Origin of the sequence: Magnetococcus marinus MC-1, assembly GCF_000014865.1 — a bacterium.
Taxonomy (GTDB): Bacteria; Pseudomonadota; Magnetococcia; order Magnetococcales; family Magnetococcaceae; genus Magnetococcus; species Magnetococcus marinus.
This window is the reverse complement of sequence record NC_008576.1, coordinates 4,321,257-4,339,179: the sequence shown is the minus strand read 5'-3', so window position 1 is coordinate 4,339,179 and position 17,923 is coordinate 4,321,257. Positions and strand designations below refer to the sequence as shown.

Genomic DNA, 17,923 nt, shown 5'->3' with positions numbered 1-17,923 from the left:
GTGCGCGGCAGGGATGGCTGTGTGCCCCATACCTGCCGCGCTTGCTAATACATACAGGAAGGCACAGAAAGAACTTAGTAGGTATACATTAGAAATAATTTGGGTAGGCATTCACGAACCAAAAAATTAAGCATATATGATAAGATTGACACATAAGATAAAGAATTAAATTTGGAAAAATGGCGGCGTGCGTTTTATTTTTCTTGTAAGATAAAGCGAGATTTTTTACAGTCGAAACAGCGATAATGATTTTTGCTCACCGCCATAGGTACCTCTCCCTGTGGGTGTCAAGGTCTGTTGGGAGAGTTTATGCCACATTCTGGGCTGTTCTATCTTGGTGGGGTGGTGATTTTTGTGTTGGCAGCCTTACGACCGACACCGCATCCAACCCAGCACACGCCGGTTGAGCAGGCCGTGGCCCATCTTGCCACGCTGCCGCCTTGGCAAAAAGCACAGGACTATAACTCTGTACGGGTGCTCTATGATCGCGCTTTATCCCACGGGGTGATGGTCCGTCCTCAACCATAAGCCCTCTCCCCACGTAAGGCCGTTAACTCCTCATCAGAGCGGCCCCAGCAAAACGCTGGTAAGGATGCGACCGCATAGGCAGGTTCACAAGGCAGACCGGGCGGCTCGCGCGATCTGATTTTGTGGAGGCAGAAAAGAGCTGCTGTAACGTTAAGCTTAATCGCTTACCTAGGCGAAACACCCGCTAACACCTCCCCCTATTTGATCGGTCGTTGTCTACCAGCGCCCATGCCCAGGTATCAACCGCTGCGCCTAACCCCCCTGGTGAATGAAGGTCCTTTAGTGGTTGGTTTTGAGAATGCGCTGCTTTTCACGCTGCCAATCACGCTCTTTGGTGGTGGCCCGCTTGTCGTAGAGCTTTTTACCCTTGGCGATACCCAACTCTAGCTTAACTTTGCTGCCTTTCCAGTAGGCCCGCAGGGGGATAATGGAGAGCCCCTTCTCTTTGACAAGACCGATGAGGCGGCTGATCTCTTTGTGCCTAAGCAGCAATTTACGGCTGCGAAAGGGTTCGTGGTTATGAATGTTGCCGTGTTCATAGTGGGCAATCTGCCCATTAAGCCAGTAGAGCTCTTCACGGTTTACCACCGCATAGGAGTCTGCCAGTGTCATTTTACCGGCACGAATAGACTTAACCTCAGTGCCTTGCAGCACAATGCCCGCCTCGATTTTTTCGATAATTTCATAGTTGAAACGGGCTTTACGATTTTCGGCGATCAGTCGGAACGTCATGGGTTTACCTGACTTAGGGCAAGCGTTTTAAATGGCCGATCAAAGCGGCCCGTTTATAATCGTCCCGCACCCCACGAAACAGCATACGAGTATGGGGTATGTGGGACTGGGGCGCGTAGAGAAAACGATACAGGCTCACCTCATCCCACACCTTAGGGTTCTCTTTATTCTCCATCCAGCGGCGAAAACCGGGGGAGTAGCAAAAGCCTTTGCTCGATCCAACTTCCCGCTCAACGATATCCACTAAGGGGGGTCCGACAATGATCTCGGCGGATTGAGTAAGATCGTGACAAGCGGTGCATTTTTGGGCCTCTTTGGCCCCCGCTTTGCGCCAGCGTTTAGCGTTTTCGCCGCGCATGCGGTTGAGGGTTGCTGAAACTTGAGCATAGTTCTCCGCAGCCACCAGTGTGGGCTGAGTGACTTGGGGGTCCTGTAAACTGGTTAAAAATTCAATAAGCAAGCGGCGCTGTTCAGGATCGGCTATGGGTGCGTAATCCTTACGGGTGCCGGGCATAAACCGTTTGGGGTCAGTCAAAAAACGGTCAAGGTTGGCTTCGTTCCAAACCAAGCAGCGCTTGGCCAACTCCATATACCCTTCGGAATAGGGGTAGAGGGTGTGACCGGCCATGGCATCCACAATTCCCCACAGGGGTGGTCCCTTTTCGCTGAGGGTGCGGGCAGGGGTAAGGTCGTGGCAAGGCAGGCACTGGCGGGCCAACTCACGCCCCCGGTTGGCATAGTCTGGGGTGGTGTTGAGTATGGGCGCGGTGGTGCGTTTTACGACGCCAAAAATGAGTAAAATAACCACACACACCGCTGCCATTAGCAGCACCGTAAAAATATCCCGATCCAGTTTCACAAGGCGTTAATCCTGCATGGAAAAGAGATAATCCACGGCCTGCATGCGGCTCTTTTCATCCGCGATACCGGTAAAGGCCATGCGACATCCCGGGGCAAACATGCGGGGGTCCGCCAGATAGCGCTCCAGGGTGCGACGGTCCCAGATTTTACCATGAGCACCCATGCTAACCAGGGTCTCTGAATAACCCGCAAAGCTGTTTTCCGAACCGATGGAGCGGTTGGCAACCCCCCACAGGGGGGGGCCAATAAAGCCTTGGCTTTTTTTCTCGGAGCTTAAATCGTGGCACACTCGGCAGGCGCGTAGGCTAGCGGGCTGGTGCTCCCCAGCCGCGATGGCCGATTCACGCTTGGTGGCAAACACCACGGTGAGCACAGCCAACAGCAGTAATGCCCTTGCCCCCCAGGCTGGTGTACCACTCATAAGTTATTCCTCCAACAGATTCAGTTTTACCATGGCACGATGCAGTTTGGCCTGATTGGCTTCACTCATGGCTGTCATAGGCAGGCGCAGTTCATTGTGACACAGACCCAACATAGCAGCGCCTGCTTTAACCGGAATGGGGCTGGTTTCACAAAAAAGTAAGCCATTGATCTCCAAAAGCTGCTCATGAACCTCACGGGCTTCGTTTATTTGCCCATTGTGCCACAGGTCCCATAGATCTCGCACAAGACGGGGGGCTAGGTTGGTAGTTACCGAGATAACCCCCTGACCGCCTACGCTGAGAAAGGGTAAAAAGGTGGCATCATCCCCAGAGATCAAGGTCATACTCGATCCTGCACCCTTATGGATTTGCGAAGCGCGTTCCATGTTACCTGTCGCTTCCTTGATGGCCACAATGTTGCTGACCTTGGAGAGGGCAATCACCGTATCGGCATGCATATCCACTGCGGTACGGCCAGGCACATTGTAGAGTACCACCGGCAGCTTGGTGTGGTTAGCGACCGTGGTATAATGGGCGATCAGACCCGCTTGGGTCGGCTTATTATAATAGGGGGTAATAAGCAGAGCACCATCGGCCCCCACCTCTTCGGCGTAACAGGTGAGCTCAGTGGACTCCTCGGTACAATTGGAACCGGTGCCCGCCAACACTTTAACCCGGCCCTGGACCAGTTCGACAACGGTACGGATGACCGCTTTATGCTCTTCATGGGAGAGCGTGGCCGATTCGCCGGTGGTACCACAAGGCACCAGACCATGTATTCCACCATTAATCTGCTGCTCAACCAGCTTAGCCAATGCCGTATAATCGACAGCACGGTTCTTAAATGGTGTGATCAGTGCAGTATAGACACCTTTGAACATTCCGCTACCTCAATGCTTGAATTCTTACCGTTGGCGGGTTTTCTTGTGGGGAGGGAGAAACCAACCCTCATGGTGCTGCATCTAAAGTGGCATCGGGCTACACTATCCTGAACCGAGAGCCTTTTCAAGATTGTCACATGGTAATCGGTCCGTACCCAAGAAAAAAAGAGGGTAAAATCGCCGCAATGTGTTGGGTAAAACTGCCAACTTAGGCTTGAAATCTGCTAGAGTGGGTCTTATCTCATTGGAGCAAGGGGTGTGTAAGCCCCCTTGCCGGCCAAGCACGGCGGTTCGTGCTGGATTAATGCACGCATTTTAATCACCATTGGAGGGTTTCGTGAACCAATCTTCGCGTTTTCAACCACGTTCGTCACTAGCTGGGGCCGCTGCGTCTTATGATGTTAGCGCCTCGCGCAGTCAGGCTAGTGTGGGTTATTTACAACAGGTCTACGCCTTTCTCGCTGCGGGCATGCTACTGGCGGTGGCGGCGGGTTATGTGGGCATGACATCGGAACTGGCGTTCCAGATGCGCGGCAATCTACTGGTCTCGTTGGGTGCCCTTATCGGCACCATGCTGCTGGTCTCTTGGAAGCCCAGCGCACCAACCCTGTTTCTCATGACCGCGACTTGGGGCTTTATGGGTGGTCCCATCATCGCTTACTACGTTAACGCTGGGGCTTCGCACATTGTGGGGCAGGCGGCCTTTATGACCGGGGCGATCTTTACCGGCATGACCTTCTATGCCATGACCACCAAGCGGGATTTTAACTTCCTCGGTGGCATGCTCATGGCGGGTTTTATTGTCATCTTGGTGGGTGGATTGTTAAACTTTTTTATCTTTGAATCCACCGCCGTGACCTTTGCCCTGTCGGCTATCGGGGCGCTGTTAATGACCGGCTACTTGCTTTATGAAACCCAACAACTCAAGCAAAATCCCGGCATGCTGCATCCAGCGGCGGGGGCTGCCATGCTCTTTTCCAGCATCTATAACCTGTTCATGATGCTGCTGCAACTGCTGGGTATCATGAATTCGGATGATTGATCCGCAGCTTAGAGAACAGGCACTTAGCACGCTGGTCCAACACGGTTGGTCCAGCGTGCGCCCTGGGCTTTATCTTCACGGCCCCAGTCAACGGTTGATGGGGTTTTATGGCGAGCAAAGTGTGCTGGGGGTGTGGCCTGTCTCAACCGGTTTAAAGGGCTTTGGCAACGCCCAGGATAGTGGACAAACCCCCATGGGTTTGCACACCCTGGGGGAGTGTATTGGGGCCGGTCAGCCCTTGGGTATGTGCTTTGTGGGGCGTCAAGCCACCGGGCAGATCGTAGAGACCACCGAGGATCGTAGTCGCGACTATATCACCACCCGCATCATCCGATTATGTGGTGCTGTGCCGGGCTTTAACCAGGGGCCGGGTGTGGATAGTTATGAGCGTTATATTTACATCCATGGCACGCCCCATCTGGCGGATTTAGGTCAACCCGTTTCTCATGGATGTGTTAGGATGCATTCGGCCCACCTGCTGGAGCTGTTTGATCAGGTTGGCCCTGGAGATCTGCTCTATATTGAGCCGGGTCGGTAGGGGTAGCCAACCGTGTTTGTTCAGGGTGCGCACCCCAGGTGCGCTATTTTAGGCGGACAGGAAGGCTCTTCCTGGGGCCTGCTTGCCAACAGTTGATCCACACATGAATTTTATCTCGCGTCAAAAAGTACGTTTGCGCCACCCGCAGGTGGTGGGATTGCTGGCTGCTCTGCTTACCGTATGGATCGTTTTCTACTTTTTGGGTTCTGCTTTGGCACCGGTGATCACGGCGCTGTTTATTGCCTATTTGCTGGATAGCCTGGTAACGCCCATGGTGCATTATCATATTCCACGACCGCTGGCGACGTTGTGTGTTTTTTCCCTTTTTGTGTTTGCCATGGCGCTGTTGATTTTGGGATTGGTGCCGATCATTGGCCAGCAGGTGACAGAATTGGTGCAAGAGATGCCCCGCATCACCCAGGTGCTTAAAGAGCAGATTCGCAGTTTGATCGAAAGCTATTCTGGGATCATTAATCCGGCTTTGGTTGAGGATCTGTTGGTGGATTTAATGAACAAAGCCAAGGAGGCTTCCACCCAATCGCTGGGGCTGGTGGGGCATGTGAGCCAAGGGTTGATTACCACGGGGGTCTATCTGTTTTTGGTGCCATTTTTGGTCTTTTTCTTCCTCTTGGATAAGTCTGAACTGCGTAAAAGTTACAGCACGTTATTGCCCGATGAGCAAAAACTGCTGGAGCAGGTGGTGCAGGAGGCCAATGCCGGTTTGGGGGGCTATATCCGGGGTAAGTTTTGGGAGATGATGCTGGTGGGTTCGCTGGCATTTTTTGTTTTTACCATTCTGGAGTTTCGCTACGCACTGATCATGGGTGTGCTGACGGGCATGTCGGTGTTAATTCCCTTTGTGGGGGTGGCGGTGGTGGCGTTGCCGGTGGCGATTTTGGGCTTGGCGCAGTGGGGGTTTGGCATGGATGGTTTTAAGCCCCTGTTTGCTTATGCCATCATCCAGGTGGTGGATGCCAACTTGGTGGCCCCCTTAATTTTGGGTGAGTCGGCAAAAATTCATCCCACCACTTTCATTATCGCGGTATTGGTGTTCGGTTCGTTGTGGGGTCTGTTAGGGGTGTTTTTTGCGGTACCGTTGGCGGTGTTAGCCCGCAGTATTTATCAGGCTATTGCCAGTATCGAGGTGCATGCCGATCCTGTGACCGGGCAAGAGGTTTCTGATAGCCTATGAGCATGCCTTCGGCGCACACACAACTGGTGGCGCAACTGGCCGAACAGATTTTGAATCACCCTGAACGGGCGGTTGATGGTATACTGCGGCGCAGTTTTAAGGAGCACCCGCAGATGGGCAGCGGAGATCGGCGACGCGTGAGTGATCGTCTTTATCTGCTATTGCGTCATTTGCGGCGGTTCAATGGCCTGCATACGGGGCAACCCTATCTGCCAGCCTGTGAAGCACGCGCGTTGCTGCCTTTGGTGCAGATGGCAGAGCAGGCTTTGAGTGAGGGTTTACCACCCCGCCAACCGCAGGAGTCGGATGGGTTATACTACAGCCTGCCCGATTGGTTGTGGCAGGCGTGGTGTGAGCAATATGGGCAGGATGCTGCCCAGATGTTAGCGGCGGCCATGTTGGAGCAGGCTCCGGTGGATCTGCGGGTCAATCGGCAGCGGGCCAGCCGGGAGGGGGTGGCGCAGCGGCTGTTGGAAAGTGGGGTAGAGAGTGCTCCCTTGGCCATCAGTGCCGATGGATTGCGGTTGACGAAGCGCCATCTGTTGCGGGATCATCCGGTCTTTTTGGAGGGACTGGCTGAAATTCAGGATGGGGGCAGTCAGTGCATTGCTCCATTATTACAGCCTGTTGCGGGTCAGTTGCTGGTGGATTTTTGTGCAGGTGGTGGGGGTAAAACAGTGCATCTGGCGGCTTTGATGCAGAATAAGGGGCGCATTTTGGCGTTGGATACCCAGGAGCATCGGCTTAAGCGGTTGGCTCCTCGGCTCAAGCGCAATCAAATTAAAATGGTGCAGAGCCACACCATCCGCCATGAGCGGGACCCTTGGTTGAGCCGTTGGTATGGCAAGGCCGATGGGGTGTTGGTGGATGCACCATGTAGTGGTAGTGGTACCTTGCGGCGTCATCCTGAGATTAAGTGGCAGTTGGAGCCTGGGCAAGTGGGTTCACTGGCCATTCAGCAGGGGGCGTTATTGGAGGGGGCTGCGCATTTGGTCAAGCGGGGAGGGCGGCTGGTGTATGCCACCTGCTCTTTGCTGGCGCAGGAAAACGAAGAGGTGGTGGAAGCATTTTTGCGCACCAACCGGGGTTTTCGGTTAGAGGAGATCCAAGGGTTGGGCGATTTACAGCGGTTGGCAACACCTTATTTAAAGGTGATGCCGCAGCAGGCACAAACCGACGGCTTTTTTAGTGCTGTCTTGATACGTACGTAGCTGGAGTAGAAGCCTCATGGCTAAGATTAAACGCGCTCTTATCAGCGTCTCGGACAAAACAGGTCTGGTTCCCTTCTGTCAGGGACTGGCGGAGCATGGGGTAAGCTTTCTCTCCACGGGGGGCACGGCCCGCCTGTTGCGTGAAAGTGGCCTGGATGTAATGGATGTATCAGAATTTACAGGTTTTCCAGAGATGTTGGATGGCCGGGTTAAGACGTTGCATCCCAAGGTGCATGGGGGTTTGTTGGGGTTGCGTGACAATGCCTCTCACCAGCAGCAGATGGGGGAGCATGGTATTGAGCCCATTGATATGGTAGTGGTCAATCTCTATCCCTTTGAGGCGACGGTGGCTAAGGAGGGGTGTACATTGGAGGAGGCCATTGAGAACATTGATATTGGTGGTCCATCCATGTTGCGCAGTGCGGCCAAGAACTATCGTTCGGTGACGGTGGTGACGGATCCAGCGGATTATGCCCGGGTATTGGAGAGTTTGCGTGCCCATGATGGCCAGTGTGATGCGGGGTTGAATGCGCAGTTGGCGCGTAAGGTTTATGCACGTACGGCGGCTTATGATGCGGCGATTTCCAACTGGTTATCGGCGTTGGATAATGAGGGTCGCCCTGGTGCTTTTCCTGAGACCTACACGGTACAATTTAAGAAGGTTCAGGGCATGCGTTATGGTGAGAATCCCCATCAGAGTGCGGCCTTTTACGCAGAGAGTCCACCCAGTGAGGAGGCATCATTAGCCACGGCCACGCAGTTACAGGGCAAGGAGCTATCCTTTAACAACATTCATGATGCCAATGGTGCGTTGGAGTTGGTGAAGGAGTTTAGCAAGCCGGCGGCGGTGGTGGTGAAGCATGCGAATCCGTGTGGTGTGGCGGTGCATGATGGGGATCTGTTGGCGGCCTATCGCATGGCGCGGGATACGGATCCGGTATCGGCGTTTGGGGGTATTATCGCTTTGAACCGTTGTGTGGATGTGGCGGTGGCCAAGGAGATTGCGCAGTTATTTGTCGAGGTCATTATTGCACCGGAGTATGATGAGCAGGCATTGGAGTTGTTTGCGACCAAGAAGAATTTGCGTTTATTACGGGTGCCCAACATTGGGGTAGCGACGGCGGTGAGCACCATGGATCTGAAGCGGGTGACGGGTGGATTACTGTTACAGGATCGGGATTTGAAGCAGTTACCGGAGGGTTCGCTCAAGGTGGTGACGGAGCGTGCGCCGTCGGAGGCGGAGATGCGGGATCTTTTATTTGCGTGGAAGGTGGTTAAGCACGTGAAGTCCAACGCCATTGTGTATGCTAAAGAACAGCGCACGTTGGGTGTTGGGGCGGGTCAGATGAGTCGTGTGGATGCTTCACGCATTGCGGTATGGAAGGCGCAGGATACGGCGCACACGGCGGGTTTGCGGGAGAATCCATTATTGGGTGCGGCGATGGCGTCGGATGCATTTTTCCCGTTCCGGGATGGAGTGGATGCTGCGGCCAAGGCGGGGGCCAAGGCGGTGATTCAGCCGGGTGGTTCGGTTCGGGATGAAGAGGTGATTGCGGCGGCCAATGAGCATGGTATGGCGATGGTGTTTACGGGCATGCGTCATTTTAAGCACTGAGTATGGGGTTGGTTAAAAGGGGGGGGGTCGGTTTCCGAGGGGGGACCGGCCTCTCTTTTTTGTTTAATCTTTTGATTTTTTGAGGTTGTATTTTCTGTTATCGCAGCTAACTTGATCGTTTCTATTATTAAAAAAAGGTTAGAGGGGGGTCTGGGGGGAGAAGTTCTCTGTCTCCCCCCAGGGTTTTGCTTTTAATCTTTTGATTTTTCTTGGCTTTTAGGCTCGCCCTTCGCCAGGGGAGCTAAGCGGCGTCTTTTTGCCGCTTAGCGACCAGCGAGCCAGCCTTTTAATCCCCTATTGGGGGTCCCTTGAGGCTTTTTTCAAGGGAACCCCAATAGGGGGTGCCAAATGCCTCAGCGGGGTTTAGGTCCGGGCTGTGGTTGGGGCGCATGATGTGATTTCCCCCCCAACCATGTGCCCAAGCACGGTTCCACCCCAGCCATGTGCCCAAGCACGGTTTCCCCCCAGCCATGTGCCCAAGCACGGTTTCCTCCCCAGCCATGTGCCCAAGCACGGTTTCCTCCCCAGCCATGTGCCCAAGCACGGTTTCCCCCCAGCCATGTGCCCAAGCACGGTTCCACCCCAACACCGGTGTGCCCAACCGCCCGCCACGCTGGCGCGTGACATCGCTACCCTATGCCCCGTACCGCGCCCCTACAAAACCCGTGCTCTCCTAATCAATCCCTGCGCCCCTGTCCAACCGGTGCGGGGCTAAAAGATCAAAAGATTAAAAAAGTCAAAAGATCTCAGGGCTTCGCCCCGAACCCCACTGGGCGCCGCCCAGACCCGGCAGGGCTCTGCCCTGCACCCGCTGGATGGGCAAGCAGAGCTTCCCCCCAGACCCCCCAATCCCTTTTAATAATGAGACTCCCTGGGCATAAAGGCATTCAGTTTCGAGTTGGGCCGTGGGTTGGGGATGTAGCGCTTTCCCCTCCAGCCACCATGTGCCCAACCGCCCGCCACGCTGGCGCGTGACATCGCTACCCTACGCCCCGTACCGCGCCCCTACAAAACCCGTGCTCTCCTAATCAATCCCTGCGCCCCTGTCCAACCGGTGCGGGGCTAAAAGATCAAAAGATTAAAAAAGTCAAAAGATCTCAGGGCTTCGCCCCGAACCCCACTGGGCGCCGCCCAGACCCGGCAGGGCTCTGCCCTGCACCCGCTGGATGGGCAAGCAGAGCTTCCCCCCAGACCCCCCAATCCCTTTTAATAATGAGACTCCCTGGGCATAAAGGCATTCAGTTTCGAGTTGGGCCGTGGGTTGGGGATGTAGCGCTTTCCCCTCCAGCCACCATGTGCCCAACCGCCCGCCACGCTGGCGCGTGACATCGCTACCCTACGCCCCGTACCGCGCCCCTACAAAACCCGTGCTCTCCTAATCAATCCCTGCGCCCCTGTCCAACCGGTGCGGGGCTAAAAGATCAAAAGATTAAAAAAGTCAAAAGATCTCAGGGCTTCGCCCCGAACCCCACTGGGCGCCGCCCAGACCCGGCAGGGCTCTGCCCTGCACCCGCTGGATGGGCAAGCAGAGCTTCCCCCCAGACCCCCCAATCCCTTTTAATAATGAGACTCCCTGGGCATAAAGGCATTCAGTTTCGAGTTGGGCCGTGGGTTGGGGATGTAGCGCTTTCCCCTCCAGCCACCATGTGCCCAACCGCCCGCCACGCTGGCGCGTGACATCGCTACCCTACGCCCCGTACCGCGCCCCTACAAAACCCGTGCTCTCCTAATCAATCCCTGCGCCCTTGCTCCATCGGTACGGGGCTAAAAGATCAAAAGATTAAAAAAGTCAAAAGATCTCAGGGCTTCGCCCCGAACCCCACTGGGCGCCGCCCAGACCCGGCAGGGCTCTGCCCTGCACCCGTTGGATGGGCAAGCAGAGCTTCCCCCCAGACCCCCCAATCCCTTTTAATAATGAGACTCCCTGGGCTTATAAATATTCAAGATCACGCAAATATCCCTTCTTCCTCATCCCCCATAACCCTACACCCCCAAAGAAAATCTACAACCTATCCTCCTTTTAAATTGACCAAACCCCCGCCTATCATAGAAAGTAAGAGCGCTACGCGACCCCCACCCGAATAGGAGTCGATTCCATGCCGCGTCTACTGCTCGCCCTCGTCCTGCTCTCACTGTGCCTCACCCAAAACCCAGCCCTCGCCCAAAGCCGCGCCGAATACCTCGCTTGGCGTGCCCAACAAGGTGACGGAAATGCCTTGCCCCGCCTCGCTCAAGAAGGTGACATCAACGCCATGATCGCCACCGGTAACTGCCTGCTCACCGGTCAAGACGGAAAACAAATCTGTACCTTACCCTCCATCAGCACTGGCCTCCTCTACTGGGAACAGGCCCTGCTCAGTAACCAACACCCCTGGCTCGCCAACGACCTGCTCGAACTACTCATGCGTGGCCCAACCATGTACCGCCATACATGGAACCAAGACTGGAACGCCATCTGCCGCGTCTCCCAATATGTGCGCCATGCCAACCTTATCCAAAACCTCGGCACCATCCAAAAATCCGGCGTCGGCCTCTGCTACCTCTCTAACTTCGCCCTGCCCCAAAAAGATACCCCCTTCGGCCTCAAACTTATCGAACAAGCCGCACACGACGGCCTGAGCGAAGCCGCCTCCATCCTCGCCGATATCTACGCAAAAGGGCTCTATGGCATCCCCACCAATATGCCCAAAAGCCGACACTGGCACGCCATAGCCCAGAAAACCCAGTAAAAAATATCCATCCAGCCATATGCCAATAGACCCTAACCCCAACCGCCCCTAGGCACCATTTTTCCAAACCCAATCCACCAAAAACGGAGGCCACCCACTAAAAGATGTTATGATAAATTAAATATATTTTTCGAAAGAGGTTTGAATGAAATTAAAATGACACCACCGATTTGAAGGTAGATAACTGGTTTTGCCAGAAAATTCGTTTTGCAAGAGAAATCTTTCTTAATTTTTCTAAAAACAGGCTTTACATTCGGCCCGTTAGAAACGAGAATATCGAACTTGTTCATGCCGTTTCTTTCCCACGATCGTTGCATCGGGGGGCTGGTATCGGTCGCTCGTCCTGCATGCGAGAAGCAGGCCTCTAAGAGCGTGCCCGTGGTAAGAACGGCACCGGGGATAAACGCATAGGTTTACCTAAGCGTACGCCCTACACTCGGTCGGGAGTGTCAAATACCCCCTCGGGGGACACCAAGCCCGAAGAAGCCCCAAGCTTCTTCGGGCTTTTTGTTTGCGAATAAACAACGCTTAAACAATATAAAAAACGACTTTTTGCAAAGAATCATGCCGCACTCAATTGCCCCTTAGATGGATTTTGGCTACATTCATGGTAGATGATGACCCTGGAAGATCCTCTGTGCGACGGTTGAGAACCTCCATCAACCAACCGCCCAGAGCGCTCAACAACACCTCTTGCGTAGAGGTGGCTTGTGTGGGGTGCTGTTTCCCAAATTTACGGCACGCCGCTGCATCAACTCTAACGAATGGATAACGCAAATGGGCATGAATGTTTTGGTGGTCGGTGGTGGAGGTCGTGAACACGCCTTGGTGTGGAAGATCACCCAATCCCCCTTAGTGGGTACCGTCTACTGCGCCCCCGGCAATGCCGGCATTGCGCAACTGGCGACCTGTGTCGAGATCTCGGTGGATGATCTACGCGCGATGAAACAGTTTGCCATCGAAAAAAAGATTGAGTTGGTGGTCATCGGTCCCGAAGTGCCCCTGGTTATGGGTATGGCCGATGAGATGCAAGAGGCGGGTATGAAGGTGTTTGGCCCCAATAAAGCCGCTGCTGCCATCGAAGGCTCCAAAACCCTGATGAAAGAGCTCTGCCAGCGCTACAAGGTACCCACCGCTGAATACCGTACCTTTACCGATGCTGAAGCCGCCAAAGCCTATGTTGCCGGCGAAGGCGCACCCATCGTGGTGAAAACCTCTGGCTTGGCCGCCGGTAAGGGCGCCATCGTCTGCTTGACCGTACCCCAAGCCATCGAAGCCATCGACCGCATCATGGTCAAACGTGAGTTTGGCCATGCCGGGGACGAAGTCGTTATCGAAGAGTTTTTAGAGGGTGAAGAGGCCAGCTTTTTAGCCCTGGTCGACGGTAAAACCATCCTACCCCTAGCCGGCTCCCAAGACCATAAAGCGGTGGGTGAAGGGGATACCGGTCCCAATACCGGCGGTATGGGGGCCTATTCCCCCGCCGCACTGCTGGATGATGACGAAATGGTGCGTCGGGTCATGGATCAAGTGATGATCCCCATCGTGCAAGGAATGGCCGCCGACGGCATGCCCTACAAAGGGGTGCTGTATGCCGGTCTGATGATCCATAATGGGCGCATCAAAACCCTCGAATTTAATGCCCGTTTTGGCGATCCCGAATGCCAACCCCTGCTCATGCGCATGAAATCCGACATTATGCCGCTGCTGTTGGCCTGCGCCGATGGCACCCTCCATGAGCACGAAATTGAGTGGGATAGCCGTACCGCCATGTGCGTGGTGATGGCCGCTGGTGGATACCCCAATATGTACGAAAAAGGGCTGCCCATCACAGGCTTAGAAGAGGCCGCCGAATTGACAGATTGCATGGTCTTTCACGCCGGTACCCGTCGCCATAATGGCCATGTGCTTACCGATGGAGGCCGTATTCTGGGCGTTACCGGCTTGGGCGAAGGTGCCATCGGCGCCCGTATTAATGCCTACGAAGCTGTGCGTAAAATCCATTGGAAAGATGCCTACTACCGACGCGATATCGGCTACCGGGCCGTGGAGCGAGAAGAAGCTGCCTTGGATGAGGACGAAGGATAAAGTCGCGTTGAAAGGCCGCTCCCATTAACGCGCGCCTCAGCCCACTTTCCAGACAGCAAACCTAAGTGTGCGTAACAGCCAGTGAGAAGAAGAACATGAATAACACCCCACAGATCGCCATTTTAATGGGCTCTGACTCCGACTGGGATGTGATGTCCGAAGCCGGTAAGGTTCTCAAAGGGTTTGATATTCCCTTTGAGATGCTGGTTACTTCAGCCCACCGTACCCCAGAACGAACCCATGCCTACGCCAAATCCGCCGCCGCACGAGGCATTCTCGCCTTTATTGTCGGGGCAGGTGCCGCGGCCCATTTGGCTGGGGTGATCGCCTCAGAAAGTAATCTACCGGTGATTGGCGTGCCCTTGTCCGCGACTGAACTCAAAGGGATGGATGCCCTGCTCGCGACCGTGCAAATGCCAGGGGGCGTTCCTGTGGCAACCATGGCCATCGGTAAAGCTGGGGCGAAAAATGCGGGTATCTTCGCCGCGCAAATACTGGCACTTAGCGATCCCCAGTTGGCGGCAAAGTTGGTCCGCTATCGTGAAGAAATGGCCGCTGCGGTGACTAAGAAAAATGAAGCCCTACAGGCCAAACTGGCCGATTTTTAACCAAGATGATCACCACCGCCCCGCTCTATCCCAGCGAACAGTTGCGCCACGCGGTGCAGCTGCTGGAGGGGGGCGGTATCCTCGCTTATCCCACGGAGACCCTCTACGGCTTGGGGGTTGATCCCTTTAACCCCCAAGCCGTGCGTCGATTGCTGGACCTAAAAGGGCGTGAGGCCAAAAAGGGCCTCATCCTGTTGGTCCCAAACAGCGTGGCATTGCTGCCTTTGGTGCAGCCCCTTGAGGCCGTTGCGCAGCGTCTAATCGAACATTTTTGGCCCGCCCCTCTGACCTTAGTGCTGCCAGCCCAAGCGGGCCTGAGTAGCCTGCTGACTGGTGGTACCGGACTGGTAGCGGTGCGCCATTCAAGCTCCCCTTATGTGCAGGCGCTGATGGCACATTGGCAGCGGCCTTTGGTTTCTACCAGTGCCAACCCCAGTGGCTCTCAAGTGCAACACTGGTCGCCTGAGCGCATCGCCGCAGAGTGGGGGGGGCAGGTTGATATGATCCTCGCTGGACCCTATGATGATGGGGCCTTGGCTTCGACGGTGGTAAAGGTTATAGCGGGACGTGGGGTTGTACTGCGCGAGGGTGCCATCACGTGTGCCCAGTTACAGCAGATTATTCCAATTGAGGCGGTTTAGTCGGTTTTTCTGGTTCACGGCTAAATTCACCTTCAACCACATTTCCCCCCATGGTGTGGTGGCTCGCAAAGGTGCCAGCATTTTTCAAGAAACCCAACACCGTGGCAGCCAACATCAGCCGAAGTAAATGGCGGGTAAACGGAAAGACCAATAAAAAACCAAGGGTGTCACTAATAAAGCCGGGTAGCAGGAGCAGCAGCCCGGCAAACAGCAACAGGGCACCATCCAGCAATTGCACCGTGGGTATTTCCCCTTGTTCAGCCCGCTGTTGTAGCTTGATGAGGGTTTTGATGCCTTCGTGTTTGACGAGCGCAATGCCCACCACGGCACTGCCTATAATCGAAGCGAAGGTCAGCCAACCGCCAAACGCTTCACCCACCCAGGCAATCACCGTGATCTCCAAGGCAATAAAGGAAAAGAGAGCGAAAATGATAACAAGACGCATTATAAACTGTTCCTGGTTAACGTTGGTAGAAAAAGATCTACACCAGCATATGGGGTAGGCGCGATTAGATATCAACCGGTGAAGGAAAGATTTGTGATTTTAACGATATTAGAATATCTTAATTTTCGGTTGATTGCTCAGTGTTTAGGTCAGCTGAAAATGGGGTGTTATGGCCTGTGATGAATCCCCCATATTTAGGCTGTCACTAAAAAAAACCGTAGAATAGTGGTCAAAACATTGAACTTACCCGCGTAAAATGCTAAACATTCCGGGTTCACCGATTTGCCCACCGAAGCGTGAGGACGTTCGCCGTGCACGAAAGCACTATTGCTAAACGATATGCAACTGCCCTGGCTGAGCTGGCCAGTGAGCTTAACATTCTGGATTCTATCCGGGATGAGCTCGCCCATTTTCAAGCACTCTTGGCGGAAAGCCCCGAGATGCACGAGATGATGGTCAGCCCCACCGTATCCAAAGAGAGTCAGCATAAGCTGATTTCCACTTACCTGGAGTATGCCAAGCCAAACGATCTGACGGCGAATTTTCTTCGCTTGCTTATCGATAAGCACCGCATGGCCCTGCTCAACGACGTGGCAACCGCCATTGTTCGGGTGGTGGACGAACGTGCAGGTCGGATACAGGTCAAGGTTGAGACCCCCAAGGCGCTCACGCCGTCCCTGGTGGCCAAGCTAGAGAAATCTCTGGCTGATGTGACAGGGAAAGAGGTCTCCCTGGAAATTAGTGAAAAACCCGAGCTGCTGGGCGGCTTGGTCATTCGTATGGGCAGCGTCATGTTGGATGACTCACTGCGCACCCAGTTACACCGTCTCAAAGAGATCATGAAAGGATAGGGGCCGATGCAAGTCAGCGTCGCGGAAATCAGCGGTATCCTGAAGAAACAGATCGCCGAGTACGGTAAAGAGGCGGAAGTCTCTGAAGTCGGCGAAGTTATCGCGGTGGGTGATGGTATCGCCCGTGCCTACGGTCTTGACAATGTCATGGCCGGTGAAATGGTGGAGTTCGAAGATGGTACCCAGGGCATGGCCCTGAACCTTGAAGAAGATAACGTGGGTATCGTTATCTTTGGTGAAGGTCTTGCCATCAAAGAAGGTACCACCGTTAAGCGTACTGGCCGCATTGTGGATGTACCTGTGGGTAAAGGGCTGCTCGGTCGTGTAACCGACGGTCTAGGCAACCCCATCGACGACAAAGGTCCCCTTGAGACCACCGAGCGTCGTTTGGCGGAGGTCAAAGCCCCAGGCATTATCCCCCGTAAATCGGTGCATGAGCCTCTGCACACCGGTATTAAAGCACTGGACGGTTTGGTGCCCATCGGTCGTGGTCAGCGTGAATTGATCATTGGTGACCGCCAAACCGGTAAAACAGCGGTGGCCATCGACACCATTATCAACCAAAAGCGTACCCATGAGACCGACTCTCCGGTTTACTGCATCTACGTGGCCATCGGTCAAAAGCGTTCGACCGTCGCCCAGGTTGTGCAGACCCTGGAAGAGAATGGTGCCATGGCTTACACCACGGTGGTAGCCGCTACCGCATCCGATCCGGCCCCCATGCAGTTCTTGTCGGCCTACACCGGTTGCGCCATGGGTGAGTACTATCGTGATAATGGCATGCACGCCCTGATCGTCTATGATGATCTCTCCAAGCAGGCCACCGCATACCGTCAGATGTCTCTGATTCTGCGCCGTCCGCCTGGTCGTGAAGCCTATCCTGGTGACGTGTTCTACATTCACTCCCGCTTGCTTGAGCGTGCGGCTAAGATGAATGATGAACATGGTGGTGGTTCTTTGACCGCACTGCCCATCATTGAAACCCAAGATGGTGACGTGTCGGCCTACATCCCCACCAACGTGATCTCCATCACCGATGGTCAGATCTTCTTGGAAACCGACCTCTTCTACTCCGGTATTCGCCCTGCGATCTCCGTGGGTCTGTCGGTCTCTCGGGTGGGTGGTTCGGCTCAGGTTAAAGCGACCAAACAGGTTGCCGGTACCCTGCGTCTGGACTTGGCGCAGTACCGTGAAATGGCGGCCTTTGCCCAGTTTGGTTCTGACCTAGATGCCACCACCCAGAAATTGCTACACCGTGGTAAGCGCCTTATGGAACTGCTGAAGCAGGCCCAGTATGCGCCCCTCTCCATGGAAGAGCAGGTGGTTTCTATCTTTGCTGGTACCCGTGGTTTTCTGGACGTGGTGGATGCCGATGCCGTGGTGAAAGCTGAGTTAGAGTTGCTCAAGCAGATGCATGCAAAGCATAGCGATCTTCTGGACACCATTCGTACCAGTGGTAAGCTGGATGCGGACACAGAAACCAAACTTGGTGTGGCGATTACCGCCATCATCAAAGAGTTTTTGGCCTAATCCAACCTT

General features: G+C 54.5%; 17 protein-coding genes. 12 read left to right on the top strand and 5 right to left on the bottom strand.

What is annotated here, in order from left to right:
• Window positions 1-309: 309 nt before the first annotated feature.
• Window positions 310-528, top strand: coding sequence for a hypothetical protein (locus tag MMC1_RS17805; RefSeq protein WP_041641416.1), 219 nt, complete (start codon window positions 310-312; stop codon window positions 526-528).
• A 279-nt stretch (window positions 529-807) separates the two neighbouring features.
• Here the strand turns inward: MMC1_RS17805 and smpB are convergent, their stop codons facing one another.
• The 4 genes from smpB to dapA are packed head-to-tail and all read right to left on the bottom strand — an operon-like array spanning window position 808 to window position 3,424.
• Entirely contained in the window at window positions 808-1,260 is a 453-nt protein-coding gene (smpB, locus tag MMC1_RS17800; RefSeq protein WP_011715017.1) for an SsrA-binding protein SmpB, read from the bottom strand.
• A 13-nt stretch (window positions 1,261-1,273) separates the two neighbouring features.
• Complete coding sequence (locus MMC1_RS20680) at window positions 1,274-2,119, bottom strand: c-type cytochrome (protein WP_011715016.1); 846 nt, start codon at window positions 2,117-2,119, stop codon at window positions 1,274-1,276.
• A gap of 6 nt (window positions 2,120-2,125) precedes the next feature.
• Window positions 2,126-2,542 (bottom strand): c-type cytochrome, encoded by a 417-nt coding sequence (locus tag MMC1_RS17790; RefSeq protein ID WP_011715015.1) that lies wholly within the window; start codon window positions 2,540-2,542, stop codon window positions 2,126-2,128.
• Between the two features lie 3 nt (window positions 2,543-2,545).
• A complete protein-coding gene (dapA, locus tag MMC1_RS17785; protein ID WP_011715014.1) occupies window positions 2,546-3,424 on the bottom strand; it encodes a 4-hydroxy-tetrahydrodipicolinate synthase in 879 nt (292 codons plus the stop codon).
• 337 nt (window positions 3,425-3,761) lie between these two features.
• On the opposite strand from dapA, the gene MMC1_RS20675 reads away from it, so the two are divergent.
• From MMC1_RS20675 to MMC1_RS17730, 9 genes are all read left to right on the top strand, one after another.
• A complete protein-coding gene (locus MMC1_RS20675) occupies window positions 3,762-4,466 on the top strand; it encodes a Bax inhibitor-1/YccA family protein (protein ID WP_011715013.1) in 705 nt (234 codons plus the stop codon).
• A complete protein-coding gene (locus tag MMC1_RS17775; protein ID WP_011715012.1) occupies window positions 4,459-5,004 on the top strand; it encodes a L,D-transpeptidase family protein in 546 nt (181 codons plus the stop codon). The genes MMC1_RS20675 and MMC1_RS17775 overlap by 8 nt, the downstream gene beginning before the upstream one ends.
• Before the next feature lie 103 nt (window positions 5,005-5,107).
• Window positions 5,108-6,196, top strand: coding sequence for an AI-2E family transporter (locus tag MMC1_RS17770; protein ID WP_011715011.1), 1,089 nt, complete (start codon window positions 5,108-5,110; stop codon window positions 6,194-6,196).
• The gene (locus tag MMC1_RS17765) at window positions 6,193-7,407 is read left to right on the top strand and encodes an RsmB/NOP family class I SAM-dependent RNA methyltransferase (protein ID WP_011715010.1); all 1,215 of its coding nucleotides are present in this window, start codon (window positions 6,193-6,195) and stop codon (window positions 7,405-7,407) included. Before MMC1_RS17770 ends, MMC1_RS17765 begins: the two co-directional genes overlap by 4 nt.
• A gap of 16 nt (window positions 7,408-7,423) precedes the next feature.
• Window positions 7,424-9,022 (top strand): bifunctional phosphoribosylaminoimidazolecarboxamide formyltransferase/IMP cyclohydrolase, encoded by a 1,599-nt coding sequence (gene purH / locus MMC1_RS17760; protein ID WP_011715009.1) that lies wholly within the window; start codon window positions 7,424-7,426, stop codon window positions 9,020-9,022.
• 2,096 nt (window positions 9,023-11,118) lie between these two features.
• The gene (locus tag MMC1_RS17750; RefSeq protein WP_011715007.1) at window positions 11,119-11,751 is read left to right on the top strand and encodes a sel1 repeat family protein; all 633 of its coding nucleotides are present in this window, start codon (window positions 11,119-11,121) and stop codon (window positions 11,749-11,751) included.
• Between the two features lie 783 nt (window positions 11,752-12,534).
• Window positions 12,535-13,839 carry a phosphoribosylamine--glycine ligase gene (purD, locus tag MMC1_RS17740; protein ID WP_041643197.1) on the top strand — a complete coding sequence of 435 codons (1,305 nt, stop codon included), beginning with the start codon at window positions 12,535-12,537 and terminating at the stop codon, window positions 13,837-13,839.
• 95 nt (window positions 13,840-13,934) lie between these two features.
• Window positions 13,935-14,447 (top strand): 5-(carboxyamino)imidazole ribonucleotide mutase, encoded by a 513-nt coding sequence (purE, locus tag MMC1_RS17735; protein ID WP_011715005.1) that lies wholly within the window; start codon window positions 13,935-13,937, stop codon window positions 14,445-14,447.
• 5 nt (window positions 14,448-14,452) lie between these two features.
• The gene (locus MMC1_RS17730) at window positions 14,453-15,088 is read left to right on the top strand and encodes an L-threonylcarbamoyladenylate synthase (protein ID WP_011715004.1); all 636 of its coding nucleotides are present in this window, start codon (window positions 14,453-14,455) and stop codon (window positions 15,086-15,088) included.
• Here MMC1_RS17730 and MMC1_RS17725 read toward each other — a convergent pair.
• A complete protein-coding gene (locus MMC1_RS17725; RefSeq protein WP_011715003.1) occupies window positions 15,066-15,533 on the bottom strand; it encodes an FxsA family protein in 468 nt (155 codons plus the stop codon). The two genes, MMC1_RS17730 and MMC1_RS17725, sit on opposite strands and share 23 nt — an antisense overlap.
• Window positions 15,534-15,844: 311 nt before the next feature.
• On the opposite strand from MMC1_RS17725, the gene atpH reads away from it, so the two are divergent.
• Together atpH and atpA are read left to right on the top strand one after the other, a co-directional pair.
• The gene (gene atpH, locus MMC1_RS17720; RefSeq protein ID WP_011715002.1) at window positions 15,845-16,384 is read left to right on the top strand and encodes an ATP synthase F1 subunit delta; all 540 of its coding nucleotides are present in this window, start codon (window positions 15,845-15,847) and stop codon (window positions 16,382-16,384) included.
• Between the two features lie 6 nt (window positions 16,385-16,390).
• Window positions 16,391-17,914, top strand: coding sequence for a F0F1 ATP synthase subunit alpha (gene atpA, locus MMC1_RS17715; RefSeq protein ID WP_011715001.1), 1,524 nt, complete (start codon window positions 16,391-16,393; stop codon window positions 17,912-17,914).
• Window positions 17,915-17,923 lie beyond the last annotated feature (9 nt).